Consider the following 15,943-nt stretch of genomic DNA (forward strand, 5'->3'; position numbering starts at 1 on the left):
TGTTGTGTTACCGTCGCCAAATATTTGACGTAAATTTTGGGTATAAGCGTTTCACTCTTGTAACAACAGAGCTAAGAACATCCTAGAGCGTAGCTAAGAAAAAATTTTCATAAGGTTTATTCCAAAAAAAACTTATGCGGTTTTTCAAAAGCAGCACATTGTTCAGCTCGAAAGCCTTTGTTTTATGCGCTTTAGGGAGCTCGAAAAGGCTTGAGGAAAGTTCCATTCACTTTGCGAGACACTGCGAAGTACTGCTGAAGGGGAGGGACGCGTAACGGCGAATGAGCGACAGATTTTTGTCACTCGGGTGATTCACCACCGTTACGTAGCGCTAGTGGGTCGGCGGATTGAACAGGGTTGGCAAGTGCTTGATAGCGCTGACAATTCACCTCAAGCCGGGCCTGCGAAACGAACTGTCGAGGGTGCGAGCGTCGCCCCCGGCAACCCGATTGAGCCATGGGCTGCTTCGCGAACCTGTGCCGACGGTGGTCGGCAGCGGAGGATTTCACATGGCAGCGCTCATCGGTACGGTCACAAAAGTCATTGGTCAGGTGTTCGCTCAAGCGAGCGACGGCATCAAGCGTCCGTTGTTCGAAGGCGATCGTTTGTACGCCGGCGATCAACTGATCACCGGCGCGGAAGGCGCGGTGGCAGTGAAACTGCAAAACGGCGAGGAATTGACCCTCGGTCGGGGCAGCAGCATCACCATGACCGAGCAATTGCTGGCCGACCAGGCTGTGCCGGTGAACGTCGACGAAGCGCAGACCCCAAGCCAGGCGCAACTGACCGATGTCGAGCAGATCCAGAAAGCCATTGCCGCCGGTGAAGACCCAAGCAAAACTGCCGAAGCCACTGCGGCCGGCCCCAACGCACCCACCGGCAATACCGGTGAACTGGGCGGCGGGCACAGTTTCGTTCTACTGACCGAAGTCGGCGGCCGGGTCGATCCGATCATCGGTTTCCCCACTGCCGGTTTCAATGGCATTCCCGAATTTCCCGAGTATCGTCGCGACGCGGACATCGACAATGGCGACGACACGCCAGCGCCGGTCGTGGTGCCACCGCCACCGGTGAACAACCCGGTCATCCTGAACGGCCTCGACGCGGCGGGCGGCGAGCTGAACCTCAATGAAGCCAATCTGCCTGACGGTACAGCGGCCAATCCAGGCGCGCTGACGCAAAGTGGCAACTTCACGGTCTCGGCAGCGGATGGTTTGAACAGCCTGAGCATCGGCGGCATCAACGTGATTGTTGGCGGCGTGCCGATTGGCTTTCCCCAGTCGATCACCACGCAACTGGGCAACACCCTGACCATTACCGGTTACAATGCGGCCACTGGCACAGTCAGCTACAGCTACACCCTCAACGGCAACGAGACCCACGCGGCCGGCGACGGCGTGAACAATCTCAGCGAACAGTTCACCGTAATCGCCACCGACAGCAATGGCGACAGCGCCACCGGCACCCTCGACGTGAACATCACCGACGACGTGCCCAAAGCGTTTGACGACGCCAACGGCATTGCCTCGGAAACCTTGCTGACCCTGACCGGCAATGTCCTCACCAATGACATACAAGGCGCCGACCGCGTACCCACCGGTCCAGTCACGCCCGGTACTTTCACCGGTACTTACGGCACCTTGGTTCTGAACGCCGACGGCACCTACACCTACACCCTGAACACCAGCGATGCCGATTTCAAAGCCTTGACCGGTGGCGGCAACGGCACAGAGACCTTCGCCTACACCATCACTGATGCCGACGGCGATTCCAGCACTGCCAATCTGGTTCTGCAGATCCACAACAACGACGATCCAGTCACCATCGACGGCCTGAACGTCGCCGGTGGCGAGTTGACGGTTTACGAGAAAAATCTCGGCGACGGCAGCGCCCCGGACACTGGCGCGCTGACGCAGAACGGCACCTTCACCATCACTGCACTGGACGGCGTCACCACGCTGACTGTCGGTGGAATTGCCGTGGTGACCAACGGCGTCGCCGCAGGCTTCCCGCAATCGATCACCACGCCACTGGGCAGCACGCTGACCATCACCGGTTTCAACGCTGCAACCGGCGTAGTCAGTTACAGCTACACCCTGGCCGACAACGAAGCGCATCCGAACGCCAACGGCGCGAATAATCTGCCTGAGCAGTTCGCGGTCACGGTAGTCGATGACAACGGCACGACAGCCAACGGCACGCTGGATGTGAACATCGTCGACGACCTGCCGAAAGCCAACGATGACAGCAATGGCACTGCCTCAGAAAGCCAACTGACGCTGACTGGCAATGTCCTCACCAACGACATACAAGGCGCCGACCGCGTACCCACCGGTCCAGTCACGGCCGGTACATTTACTGGTACTTACGGCACCTTGGTTCTAAACGCCGACGGCACTTACACCTACACCCTGAACACCAGCGATGCCGATTTCAAAGCCTTGACCGGCGGCGGTAACGGCACAGAGACCTTCGCCTACACCATCACTGATGCCGACGGCGATTCCAGCACTGCCAATCTGGTTCTGCAGATCCACAACAACGACGATCCAGTAATCATCGATGGCCTGAACGTCGCCGGCGGCGAGCTGACGGTTTACGAGAAATATCTCGGCGACGGCAGCGCCCCGGACACTGGCGCGCTGACGCAGAACGGCACGTTCACCATCACTGCACTGGACGGCGTCACCACGCTGACCGTTGGCGGCATCGCCGTAGTGACCAACGGCGTCGCCGCAGGCTTCCCGCAATCGATCACCACGCCACTGGGCAGCACGCTGACCATCACTGGTTTCAACGCTGCAACCGGCGTGGTCAGTTACAGCTATTCCCTGGCCGACAATGAAGCGCATCCGAACGCCAACGGCGCGAATAATCTGCCAGAGCAGTTCGCGGTTACGGTAGTCGATGACAACGGCACGACAGCCAACGGCACGCTGGATGTGAACATCGTCGACGACCTGCCGAAAGCCAACGATGACAGCAACGGTACCGCCTCGGAAAGCCAACTGACCCTGACCGGCAACGTCCTGACCAACGACGTGCAAGGCGCCGACCGCGTACCGACAGGCCCGGTTACGCCCGGCACGTTCACCGGTACTTATGGCACGTTGATGCTGAACGCCGACGGCACCTACACCTACACGCTCAATACCAGCGATGCCGATTTCAAAGCCTTGACCGGCGGCGGTAACGGCACGGAAACCTTCGCCTACACCATCACCGATGCCGACGGCGATACCAGCACTGCCAACCTCGTTCTGCAGATTCACAACAACGACGACCCGGTGCTGCTCAACGGCCTCGACGTCAACGGTGGCGAACTCACCGTCTACGAAAAAAACCTCAGCGACGGCACCAGCCCCAACACCCCGGCGCTGACCCAGAACGGCACTTTCACCGTCAGTGCTCTCGATGGTCTGCAGACCCTCACGGTTGGCGGCATCGCGGTGATCACCAACGGCATGGCCGCAGGTTTCCCGCAATCGGTGATCACACCGCTGGGCAGCACCTTGACCATCAGCGGTTATGATCCGGCGACCGGCGTGGTCAGCTACAGCTACACCCTGGCCGACAACGAAGCCCATCCAACCGCCAACGGCGCCAACAGCCTCACCGAGAACTTCGACGTCGTCGCGACGGACACCGATGGCAGTACCGCCAGCGGCCAGATCAACGTCAATATCGTCGATGATTTGCCGACCGCGCATGCGGACGCGGCTTCGGTGGCGGAGGGCGGTACCGTCAGCGGTAACGTACTCAACAACGATGTCGGCGGCGCGGATGGCCCGGCGGTTACCGGCGCAGTGGTCGGCGTGCGTGTCGGTGCCGACACTTCGACGTCGGCCATCGGCGGGCTCAATTCGCAGATCAACGGCACCTACGGTTACCTCACGCTTGATGCCAACGGCAACGCCGTTTATCACAGCAATCCGAACACGGTGAACGGCCCGGGCGCGGTGGATGTGTTCACCTACACCGTGCGCGATGCCGACGGTGACGAAAGCACCACGACCATCACCATCGATGTCTACAACAGCTGCCTGAAAGCGGTCAGCGACACCGATGTCACCGTCTACGAAAAAGCCCTCGACCTGAACCAGGATGGCCAGGATCTGGCAGCGGGCAGCGTGGTCGGCAGCGATCCGAACAGCACTGGCGAAACCGCTTCCGGCACCCTGGTCGGCTCGGTCACTGGTGCGGTCGGAGCGATCAGCTATGCACTGGTCGGCAGCGCCACCGGTAATTACGGGCAGATCGTCCTCAATGCCAATGGCACTTATACCTACACCCTGACTTCGCCTGCGACCACCACGCCGCACGCCGACGATGGCGCCAACAGCCTGAGCGAAACATTCACCTATCAGGCCACCGATTCGCTGGGCAATGTCGTCACCAGCACGATCTTTGTGAGCATCGTCGATGACGTGCCGAAGGCGCTGAATGACAGCAATGCCGACAACGTGACCGAAGCCCAGTTGACCCTGACCGGCAACGTCCTCGACAACGACGTGCAGGGCGCCGACCGCGTCGCCAGCGGCCCGGTAACCGCCGGTACTTTCACCGGCACTTACGGCACCCTGGTGCTCAATGCCAACGGCACTTATACCTACACGCTTGACGCCAACGACGCCGACTTCAAAAACCTCCATGGCGGCGGCAACGGCACGGAAAACTTCGCCTACACCATCACCGATGCCGACGGCGACACCAGCACCGCCAACCTGGTGCTGAACATCCACAACAATGACGATCCGGTGTGCCTCGACGGCCTCGATGTGAAGGGCGGCGAAATCACTGTTTACGAGAAAAACCTCAGCGACGGCAGCAACCCCGACACCTCGGCGCTGACCCGGAGCGGTAGCTTCACCGTGACCGCCCTCGATGGCCTGCAAACCCTCACGGTCGGCGGCATCGCCGTAATCAGCAATGGCGTCGCCGCCGGTTTGCCGCAATCGGTGGTCTCGCCACTGGGCAGCACCTTCACCATCACCGGTTACGATCCGGCCACCGGCGTGGTCAGTTACAGCTACACCCTGGTCGACAACGAAGCTCATCCGAACGCCAACGGTGCCAACAGCCTCAGCGAGAGCTTCGACGTGGTCGCCACTGATACCGATGGCAGTACCGCCAGCGGTCAGATCAACGTCAATATCGTCGACGATTTGCCGACTGCCAACGCCGATACCGGCTCGGTAGCGGAGGGCGGCACGGTCAATGTCAGTGTGCTCGGCAATGACCTCAGCGGCGCCGATGGTGCCGCAACGGTGGTCGGCGTGCGCGCCGGCAGCAACACCGCGACATCAGCCAGCGGCGGGCTCAACAGCAACATCAACGGCAACTACGGCTACCTGACCCTCGACGCGGCGGGCAATGCGGTTTACCACAGCAACCCGAACTCGGTGAGCCCGCCGGGCGCGACCGACACGTTCACCTACACCATCCGTGACAGCGATGGCGATGAAAGCACCACGACGCTGACCATCAACGTCGCCGACAGCAAACTGGTCGCCTCGGTCGATCAGGATGTGACGGTCTATGAAAAAGCCCTCGACCTGAACAAGGATGGCCAGGATCTCGCCCCCGGCACAGTCACCGGCAGCGAACCGGGCAATACCGGTGAAACCGCCAGCGGCACGCTGGTCGGTTCGGTCAGTGGCGGCAGCGGCGCGATCACTTACACCCTGGTCGGCAACGCCACCGGTAGCTACGGGCAACTGCTGCTCAACGCTGACGGCACCTACACCTACACGCTGACCTCGGCGCCGAAAACCGCGCCGAACGCCAACGACGGGCCGAACACCCTCAGCGAAACGTTCACCTACAAAGCCACCGATGCACTGGGCAACAGCACCACCAGCACCCTCGTGGTCAACATCGTCGACGACATACCGAAAGCCGTTGCCTCGGATCGCTCGGTAACCGCAGTGGAGATCGATTCGAACATTCTCATCGTCCTCGACATCTCCGGCAGTATGGCTGATGCCTCTGGCGTGCCGGGCCTGTCGCGGCTGGCACTGGCCAAGCAGGCCATTGGTGCCTTGCTCGACAAGTACGATGATCTGGGCGATGTGAAAGTGCAGCTGGTGACGTTCAGCAGCAATGCCGCCGACCGCACCACCGTGTGGGTGGATGTCGCCACCGCCAAGACACTCCTCGCCGGTCTCAACGCTGGCGGCGGCACCAACTACGATGCTGCCGTAGCAGTGATGCAGACCGCGTTCAACACCTCCGGCAAACTCACCGGGGCACAGAACGTCGGCTACTTCTTCTCTGACGGCAAGCCCAACGAGGGCGACATCGGCACGGCTGACGAAGCCGCGCTGAAAAACTTCCTCGACGCCAACAACATCAAGAACTACGCCATTGGTCTGGGCAGTGGCGTGAGCAACGCCAACCTCGATCCGCTGGCCTACGATGGCATCAACCACACCAATACCAATGCGGTGGTGGTCACCGATCTCAATCAGCTCAACTCGGTATTGTCCGGCACCGTGCAGGGCGCGCCGGTCACCGGTTCGCTGCTGGGCGAGGGCGGTTCGTTCGGCGCCGATGGCGGTTTCATCAAGTCGATCGTGGTCGACGGCACCACCTACACCTACGATCCGAAAGCCCTCAGTGGCCAGGGTTCGTTGACCGCGAGCGGCGGCGCCAATCACGGCACCTTCAACACCGCCAACAACAGCGTCAGCATTGCCACCAACAACAGCGGCACGCTGGTGGTCAATCTTGATACCGGCGAATACAGCTACACCTCGCAGAAAACCACCGCAGTGGTGATCACCGAAAACATCGGCTTCACCGTCAGCGACAACGACGGCGATCTGGCCAGCTCCACCCTGACGGTGAAAGTGATCCCCAACGCGCCACCGGTGGCGATGGACGATCACGTCATCACCAACGTGCTGTCGGGCAATATCGTGGTGCCGGGCGAGCTGTTGCTGGCCAATGACACCGATCCGAACGGCGACACCCTCAACGCCACACCCACCAGTTTCAATACCGGTTGGGTGTCGAAAGCGGCGGACTTCACCGGCAGCGGCCTGATCGGCTTCACTGGGCAGACCAATAACGCAGCCAACCAGAATCTGGCCAATGTGCGCAGCGCCTTCAGCGCCAATGCCGCGACCATGACCGCCGTGCTGGTGGTCAGCGGTTATCTGGGCATGGTGAGCAACAGCAATGCCAACGATGAAGACCGCATTACCGTCAATCTGCGTCAGGGCGAAACCCTCAATCTGGATCACAATCTGGGTGCCGGTAAGATCAGCATGGAGTATTCGCTCAATGGCGGTGCCTGGATGGCGCTGGCGGATGGCCAGACCCTCAGCGCCTCGGCGGACGGCGTCTACCAGATTCACATCACCAACATTGGTAATGGTGGCGGCAACCCGAATGCGGCGGAGAACTACCAGCTGACCATGACCCTCAACTACGCCGCGGCCCACGACATCACGCCGGACTACCACGGCACTTACGCCGCCAACGACAACCACGGCGGCAGCGACACGGCCAACGTCAGCATCAGCTATCAGGACGGCCACACCCTGACCGGCACTGCTGGCGACGATGTGTTGGTGGCGGGCAGCGGCAACAACGTGATCAATGCCGGCGACGGCAACGACGTACTCACGGCAGGCTCCGGCAATAACGAAATGCACGGCGACGCTGGCAACGACTTGCTCTACAGCGGCGCGGGCAACGATCTGCTCGACGGCGGCACTGGCAGCGACACCGCCAGCTACGCCCACGCCACAGCCGCCGTCACCGTCAATCTCGGCCTGCTGGGTGCGCAGAACACCCTCGGCGCCGGTACCGATACGCTGACCGGCATCGAAAACCTGCTCGGCTCCAACTTCAACGACAGCCTCACCGGCGACGGCAACAACAACGTGATCAACGGTGGCCTCGGCAACGACTTCCTCAATGGCGGCGCTGGCGATGACTTACTGATTGGTGGCATGGGCAACAATACGCTGACGGGCGGGGCAGGGGCCGACACCTTCCAGTGGCTCAAGGGCAACAGCGGCCATGACCTGATTACCGATTTCACCCCCGGCACCGACAGGCTCGATCTGTCGCAACTGCTGCAAGGCGAAAACGCCAGCACCGCGTCGCTGGACGACTATCTGCACTTCACCGTCAGCGGCAGCGGCGCCTCGGTGATGACCAGCATCGACGTCAGCGCCATGGCCGGCGCCGCGCCGAACCAGACCATCGACCTGGCCGGCGTCAACCTCGCCAGCCACTACGGGGTGACCCCGGGCGCCGGCGGCATGATTGCCAGCGGTCACGACACAGCGACGATCATCAGCGGCATGCTCAATGATCATTCGTTGAAGGTGGATACGGTCTGAGCTGAGGTCTGAAACAACAAAACCCGCCGCCCCGGTTGAATCGGGACGGCGGGTTTTGTCTTTCTGCAGAGAAGTGTTGTCTGTGAATCGGATTTCGCGAGCAGACTTACCCGTAAATGGGATAGATACACCATGGCGCCCATCGGGCATTCAGGTCCGGATGGCAAACAATTCCGCCATTGGCATGCGCATATATCGACCGCGAGTTGCTCGGGCAGCCGCCTTCATCGCACATCCGGTATATGCCCCCAGCGGCTATTGGCCAATAAGGATCGGGTCCATATACCACTTGCATTGTGTGCAGTGCACCACCCATGGGTAGTGAGCCCGGAATGCTGTATCGCCAGTTGAGCGCCTCTTGGTGTGTCATGCCGTAGCCGCCGATAGCCAACTGATAAACATTCGTCACACTGACGTAATAAGAAAATGAGCTGAATCGGTCCTGTACGGTAATGTACGTATTGCCGTTACGTATGCCCGTGACTTTCCCGTTGCCGTCGACATAAGCCACGTTCGGATTACTGCTTCTGTAGGTGATCGGGTGGACGCCTGTAGACGGGACGGCGGCGCGGATTTGGGTATTGTTTGGAAAATCTGCACTGTGAGTGTGGCGCCATGCATAAACTCTCAGTCCTGACAGGGCCATGGCGCTGTTGTTGACTTGCAGCGCTGTGCGCAGCGTGAACGAGCGTAAAGGAGAGAGAAGACCGTCGCCATAGAGTGCTCGAATCTGCACGACTGTCAGTACATCGACAACGAGCCCCTTCAATAGCGTCGAAAATTTCCCTTCCTTGTCTGTGGTCAATGTCTCTATCGACTTGCCATTCACCAGAACTTCAACCTGCTGTTCTACGCTCGCAGTTCCCTCGACCGTGACATTCGGATCAACCGTCAGGTCGGTATGCGGAATCTCCCTGTTCTGCGAGTCCTTAATCAGTGTGATGACCGGCTGCAGCTCAACCAGAGATTCGATCTGATAGGTCTGGTGGGGAAATTCCACTGGATTGCCGCGCAACCCCAGGCGCACGGAAAATATCAATGTCGCCGTACTGCCGCTTTTGAGATTTTTCAACACTTCCAGCGTCGGCGTTGACAGTTCCCGTATCAGCCCGGCGCTGGTGACGCTCGCCTCCGCGTTCATGATGACGTGGCGAACAGGGTTGTCTTTGCTGTCGATGCCGATCAGCACCAGCGTCATGCTCTGGCCCGGCCGTTGTCCGTGCCAGAGGTTGACCGCCAATTTGTCTGCGCTGGTCAGTTTTTTTACGTCCAGGATTGCGTTATCAATGCCAATGATTCGCGGTCTCGGAAACCTGGGATCCTGATCAGCGATCAGTTTGAAAGAAATCTCAGTTTCCGGAGAAGATCCGATTTTCTTGCCGTCCTGATTCAGGTTGAATTTGAATCGCACGGTTTCACCGTGAAGCGCCACGATCAGGCGCCTGTCGAACGGAAAGCGGGCTTGTTTGGCCGAATCAAGCTCTACCAGCGGGAAGCGATCAAATCCCAGAGGCAGTGGTGTGCATACCAGACGGACTTTTTCGGTCGTGGCATCGAGATACTCCACGAGCATGCTCGGCAGCGCTGCCAAGGGATCAAGCGGATTAGTGAAAGGCGATACCAGTGAGGGCGGCGTGAGGACAAGCTCCTTGGGATCGCCGATCTTCAACTGCGCGATATCGGAAAAGACTTCACTTTCGCCGGGATTGGTGATGGTGGCCTGCACGGCCAGTCTCGCGCTGGCGTAGGGCTTGATGTACTCGTTCTCGGCCTCGAAAACGATGGGCTTTGAAGGATCCGTTACAAGCTGTCCCCAAGTAAACCGTACCAACTTGCCGTTGATGTCTGTGGTCTGCCAATGCAGCTTGACCTCTGCCCCTTGTTTCAAGGGCCAGAAACTGGCGACATTTATAAAGGCTTTGGCAGTGTCGACTGCCAGCTCACCTTCCACCAGTGGGGTGACCTCCGGTGCTCCCAGTGGCAAGGATTTACCCGCAACGGTGACGTCAGCAGGTTTGGAAAGTTTGGACTGACCTGCTCTGGTCAGAATATAAGTTGCCCGTAAACTTCCACCTATCACATTTTGAATGCGGAAATTTTCCACGGGAAAGTTCAGTGTCTTGCTGTCTACGGTCACCGTTAAAGAATAGGTATGAGTGACTGGCACGTTGTTTCGGGTGAATCCTTCCAGTGTCAGGGCGATCACATCGTTGATCGCAAAACTGCCCGTCAGGAGAATGTTCGTCGGGCCGCCTGCAAGCCAGTCATGGTGTATTACGTCGTCGGCATCGGACTGCTCGAAAATCGGCGCGGTCAGCAGAGTTATTACGGGCTTGAACGGCAGAATGAGCGGTTCCGAAAAACCACTGGAGTTCTCGACAATGTCATAAACGCTCCAGCGCACCACCAGATTGCTGGTTTGTTGCAATTTGCCGAGCAAGTCAGGCGTCAGCTTGAAAACGATGTCGGCCGAGTCGTCGGTCACGACGAAGTCCAGCCGCAGCGAACCAAATGTCAGCACGACCGTATCGCCGATCTGCTGATTGAAGTAATGCTTGACCGTGACTTCCATGCCCTCTTTGATGACGTTCTGATCGACGATACTTTCCGATGCGATTGGCAGCTTGAGGCCCTGATTGGAAGGCTTGCCGCCGTCAATGTCCGCTTCGCCCGGAGCGGGATGTTTGAACCAGAGTTGTGAGTGTGGCGATTCCCCCGGGTTGCCGCTCAGTCTCGTGACCTTAATCCAGCAATCCAGCCTGACGTCGGTAAACGGCAGGAATTTCTCCTCGAGGGTTTCAGCTGTAATGTCAAAAAGTACGGTTTTAGGGGTCTTTCCATCGGCCTCAAAATCGTCCTCTGTAAGGGCGAAATCAATCACGGACGAAGGGGTGGTGACATCGGGTCTATCGAGGAAGACTTCGATACGGTCACCGAGGGCTTGAGACAGATACGCCGGGAGACTGAAGCCCAATCCGTTAATGTTCTGAGCAATCATGGCGATGTTGATACCGTAGCTCTGGTCAGTTTGCAGCTTGTGCAGAAGTGGTTGCGGCGGATAGAGGGCCAGCACACCGATACCGGAACGCGGCGCAGGAGGGAATATCAGGTATTGTGAGCTGGTCATGAATTTTCGCCTTCCATACGGGGCGCTTACCTGGGCTGTCAGCGCCGATACGGAAGAATTAAGCATGCGACGTTAAAGCGCGCACCTGTCAACTCTGACAGGTGCGGACGGATATCGGATGAACGGTTGTGCCGCCGACGGTGGAGCAATCAGCGTTTTTTCAAGGTCTTCTGCCGCACAATATAAACCGTCACCAACACCGCACTGGTCAGCATGAACCCACGCGCCCAAACCAACGGCACCAGATAACACGAGAACAGAATGCTCACCCACATCAGGCCGATCGCGTAGACCTTGCCTTTGAGCGGGATGCCGTTGCCTTCGAGGTAGTCGCGAATCCATGGCCCCAGCCGTGGATGTTCGACCAGCCAGCGATAGAAGCGCGGAGAGCTGCGCGCGAAGCAGGCCGCGGCGAGCAGGAGGAAGGGGGTGGTGGGCAGGACCGGCAGGAAGATGCCGATCACCCCCAATGCGACGCTGAGCCAGCCGATGGCCAGCAGGACGTAGCGCAACATCAGGGGGCGGTTGCCTATGGGGTTGTCCATAGGCCGGTTCTTAGTGATGACGAGGCTTGAGGATCGCCGGTTTTTCGTCGGGGGCCTGGCACAGCAGATACAGCGCGGTCAGGGCTTCCGGGATCTGAACGATCATGTCGTCCATCAGGTTGGCGTCCTTGGCGATGTCTTCGAACTCAGGCTGCTCGTCGAACAGGCCGGAACCGACCATGATCGGCAGGAGCATTTCGCTGACTTCTTCTTCGGCGGTTTCGAACCAGGCCGCTTCACGCAGGAACACGCCTTCCATGAAACCGATGCACCAGCCGCGCAGTTCGGAATCGTCCGGCTCTTCGCCCAGATCCAGTTCGCACGGCAATTCGAATTCTTCATCCGAGGCCAGTTGGCGAGCGATGTGTGCTTTGAGGCCGATCAGTGTGGCTTCGATTTCGGCACGCTGGGCTTCGTCGGCGTAATGCGGCTCTTCGGCGAACAGCGCGTCGATCCACTCGCGCTCCGGAACGTCTTCGCAGCAGATAGACAGCGCGGTCAGGTAACCGTGGGCGGCGACGTAATCCAGCGCCTCGTCGTGCAGCTCGTCGGCATCGAGGAAGACTTGCAGGCGGGTCAGTTGCTCAGCGAAGGACATTACGGGGCTACCTTGGGGAATAAACAATGCGGGAATTCTAGGCTTTCTTGCGCGCTCTAGCCAGCCGCTTGGCAGATTTGCCGTAATTGCCGGACGGTATACAAAGCCATGTGGGAGCGAGCCTGCTCGCGAAGGCGGCATGTCAGGCACTGTTACATTGACTGACCGATTGCTTTCGAGTGCAGGCTCGCTCCCACAAGGGCTTTTTGTGTGTCGGTCGGGCGGTGTCTTCTCAGCGGCACCCTGTGCGGCGAAGGCCTCGGGTATACTGCCGCGTTTTGCGATCCCTGCTGGCGCTGCGCTGGTCATGCAATGTGTTCTTACGTTTTGTTTAAGCAGCCGAAGCTGCTCTGAACCAGCCTGAGCAGGGATGTATCGGTAGATTTTTGGAGTTTTTATGCTCGAACAGGCTCAACGCGTCCTCAAGGACATCTTCGGCTACGACAGTTTCCGTGGCCGTCAGGGTGCGATCATTGAGCGCGTGGCCAGCGGCGGTGATGCGCTGGTGCTGATGCCTACCGGTGGCGGCAAGTCGTTGTGCTTCCAGGTGCCGGCACTGTTGCGCGAGGGCCTGGCGGTGGTCGTTTCGCCGTTGATCGCGCTGATGGACGATCAGGTCGCCACCCTTGAAGAACTGGGCGTCGCCGCCGCTGCGCTGAACTCCACGCTGAGTGCCGAGCAGCAGCGTGATCTCGCCCTGCGGATCAAGCGCGGCGAAGTGAAAATGCTCTATCTCGCGCCCGAGCGTCTGGTGCAGCCACGCATGCTGGCGTTCCTGCAAAGCCTGGAAATCGCCCTGTTCGCCATCGACGAAGCGCATTGCGTATCGCAATGGGGCCACGATTTCCGTCGCGAATACCTGCAACTGGGTCAATTGGCCGAGCTGTTCCCCAACGTTCCGCGCATTGCCCTCACCGCGACCGCCGACAAGCGCACCCGCGAAGAAATTGTCGATCGCCTGCACCTGCAGAACGCCGAGCGCTTTCTGTCGAGTTTCGACCGCCCGAACATCTTCTATCGCATCGTGCCCAAGGAGCAGCCGCGCAAACAGTTGCTGGCGTTCCTCGCCGAGCGGCGCAGCGATGCCGGCATCGTTTACTGCCTGTCGCGCAAGAAGGTCGAAGAAGTTGCGGCGTTCCTCAGCGAGCAGGGCTTCCCGGCGCTGCCGTATCACGCCGGTCTGCCCAACGATCTGCGCGCCTATCACCAGAAGCGCTTCCTCAACGAGGAAGGCCTGATCATGGTCGCCACCGTGGCGTTCGGCATGGGCATCGACAAGCCCAACGTACGCTTTGTCGCGCACCTCGATCTGCCGAAATCTCTCGAGGCGTATTACCAGGAAACCGGGCGCGGCGGCCGTGACGGGCTGCCGGCGGATGCGTGGATGGCCTACGGTCTGCAAGACGTGGTGATGCTCAAGCAGATGCTGCAGAACTCCGAAGGCGACGAGCGGCACAAGCGTCTGGAGCAGCACAAGCTCGACGCCATGCTCTCGCTGTGCGAAGAAACCCGCTGCCGCCGGCAGGCGTTGCTGGCCTATTTCGATGAAGACATGCCTGAGCCGTGCGGGCATTGCGACAACTGTGTCGACGGCGTGCAGACCTGGGACGCCACCGAACCTGCTCGTCAGGCCTTGTCGGCGATTTTCCGCACCGGCCAGCGCTATGGCGTCGGTCATCTGGTCGACGTGTTGCTGGGCAAGGACAACGAAAAGGTGCGCAGCTTCGGCCATCAGCATTTGTCGGTGTTCGGCGTTGGCAAGGCGTTGAGCGAGAGCGAGTGGCGCTCGCTGTTCCGCCAGCTGGTGGCGCGTGGGTTGGCCGATGTCGATCACGAGGGTTATGGCGGTCTGCGTCTTAATGACAGTTGCCGGCCGCTGCTGAAAGGCGAAGTGAAGCTGGAACTGCGCCGCGACCTGAAACCGCAAGTCACCGCGAAAACGGGCAGCAAGAGCCAGGCCAGCCAACTGGTGCGCGGCGAGGAACGCGAACAGTGGGAAGCCTTGCGCGCACTGCGGCGCAAATTGGCCGAAGAACACGGCGTGCCGCCGTACGTCATCTTCCCCGACTCGACGTTGTTGGAAATGCTCCGCAGCCAGCCGACGTCTCTGGCGGAAATGGCCCGGGTCAGCGGCGTCGGTGCACGCAAGCTGGAGCGCTATGGCGAAGCCTTCCTCGAAGTGCTCGGCGGCGAGGCGGAGGCGCCGAAGGTGGTCGCCGATGTCCGTCACGAGCTGATCACCCTGGCCCGCGCCGGCATGACCCCGCTGCAGATCGCCGGGCAGTTGCAGTGCTCGGAGAAGAACGTCTACGCCATGCTCGCCGAAGCCATCGGCAAGCAGCAGTTGTCGCTGGAGCAGGCGCTGGATTTGCCTGAGGAATTGATGGGCGAAGTGCAGGACGCGTTTCTCGATGGCGAGGGCGAGTTGCCGTCCGTCGCCGAAGTCGCCGAGTTGTTCGCCGGACGTGTTCCTGAAGGCGTGCTTTATTGCGTGCGGGCGGCGTTGCAGTCTGAATTCGAGATGTAATCTGGCCGTTCCCTAACCCCAGTCCTCTCCCACAGGGAGAGGGAGCCGACCGCGGTGTCTGGCGGCAGACTCGACCTGCAAAACCGAGTCGATTATGGATTCAGCGAGCGCTGTCGGGTCGGCGAATTTTCAAAGCATCCCCCGCTCAGTTCCCTCTCCCTCTGGGAGAGGGCTAGGGTGAGGGATGCTTTTGATCTTCGCGCAGTTGTAACGATTCAGTACAGAGCCACTCTTGCCTATAACTGCCGCCCATGCTTAGCTGACTAATAATTAGATTTTCCGTATTTTCAGTCTAACCGTGAGTGTTTTATGCCGTTAACCGATCAACATCGCTTTGGTATGCAACTGGCCCAGATGTCCCGTGGCTGGCGTGCCGAACTGGATCGTCGCCTCGCCGGGCTGGGCCTGTCGCAGGCGCGCTGGCTGGTGCTGCTGCATCTGGCGCGTTTTGAAGAGGCGCCGACCCAACGCGAACTGGCGCAGAGTGTCGGCGTCGAAGGCCCGACCCTGGCGCGCTTGCTCGATAGTCTGGAGAACCAGGGACTGGTGCAACGCCAGTCCGTGATGGAAGACCGCCGGGCGAAAAAAATCGTGCTCTGCGCACCTGCCTTGCCCTTGATCGAACAAATCGAAACCATTGCCACGCAACTGCGCCACGAATTGTTCGAGGGCGTCGATGAGGCGGATTTGAAGGTGTGCATGCGCGTACACGGTCACATCCTGGCCAACCTGGAAAAATCTTGAGGCACATCCCGGCAGCGATTTTTTGAGAGATCGCGCTGAGCGGAC

Annotated in this window: 6 protein-coding genes; 3 read left to right on the forward strand and 3 right to left on the reverse strand. The window is 59.7% G+C overall.

The features are described 5' to 3' along the window. The first annotated feature begins 509 nt into the window (after positions 1-509). On the forward strand, positions 510-8,357 hold the full coding sequence (locus AB9L16_RS06605; protein ID WP_375123266.1) for a retention module-containing protein: 7,848 nt from the start codon (positions 510-512) through the stop codon (positions 8,355-8,357). Between the two features lie 106 nt (positions 8,358-8,463). Here the strand turns inward: AB9L16_RS06605 and AB9L16_RS06610 are convergent, their stop codons facing one another. From AB9L16_RS06610 to AB9L16_RS06620, 3 genes are all read right to left on the reverse strand, one after another. Next, positions 8,464-11,484 carry an Ig domain-containing protein gene (locus tag AB9L16_RS06610; protein WP_375123267.1) on the reverse strand — a complete coding sequence of 1,007 codons (3,021 nt, stop codon included), beginning with the start codon at positions 11,482-11,484 and terminating at the stop codon, positions 8,464-8,466. 149 nt (positions 11,485-11,633) lie between these two features. Next, on the reverse strand, positions 11,634-12,029 hold the full coding sequence (locus AB9L16_RS06615; RefSeq protein WP_056783699.1) for a YbaN family protein: 396 nt from the start codon (positions 12,027-12,029) through the stop codon (positions 11,634-11,636). Positions 12,030-12,039: 10 nt separating this feature from the next. Next, on the reverse strand, positions 12,040-12,627 hold the full coding sequence (locus AB9L16_RS06620; RefSeq protein WP_150636607.1) for a YecA family protein: 588 nt from the start codon (positions 12,625-12,627) through the stop codon (positions 12,040-12,042). A gap of 397 nt (positions 12,628-13,024) precedes the next feature. On the opposite strand from AB9L16_RS06620, the gene recQ reads away from it, so the two are divergent. Then, positions 13,025-15,154: a DNA helicase RecQ gene (gene recQ / locus AB9L16_RS06625; RefSeq protein WP_024012058.1), complete on the forward strand. Its 2,130-nt coding sequence runs from the start codon at positions 13,025-13,027 to the stop codon at positions 15,152-15,154. Between the two features lie 309 nt (positions 15,155-15,463). Next, a complete protein-coding gene (locus tag AB9L16_RS06630) occupies positions 15,464-15,898 on the forward strand; it encodes a MarR family transcriptional regulator (RefSeq protein ID WP_016771142.1) in 435 nt (144 codons plus the stop codon). Positions 15,899-15,943 lie beyond the last annotated feature (45 nt).

Source organism: Pseudomonas sp. LW8 (assembly GCF_041956865.1).
GTDB classification, from domain to species: domain Bacteria; phylum Pseudomonadota; class Gammaproteobacteria; order Pseudomonadales; family Pseudomonadaceae; genus Aquipseudomonas; species Aquipseudomonas siliginis.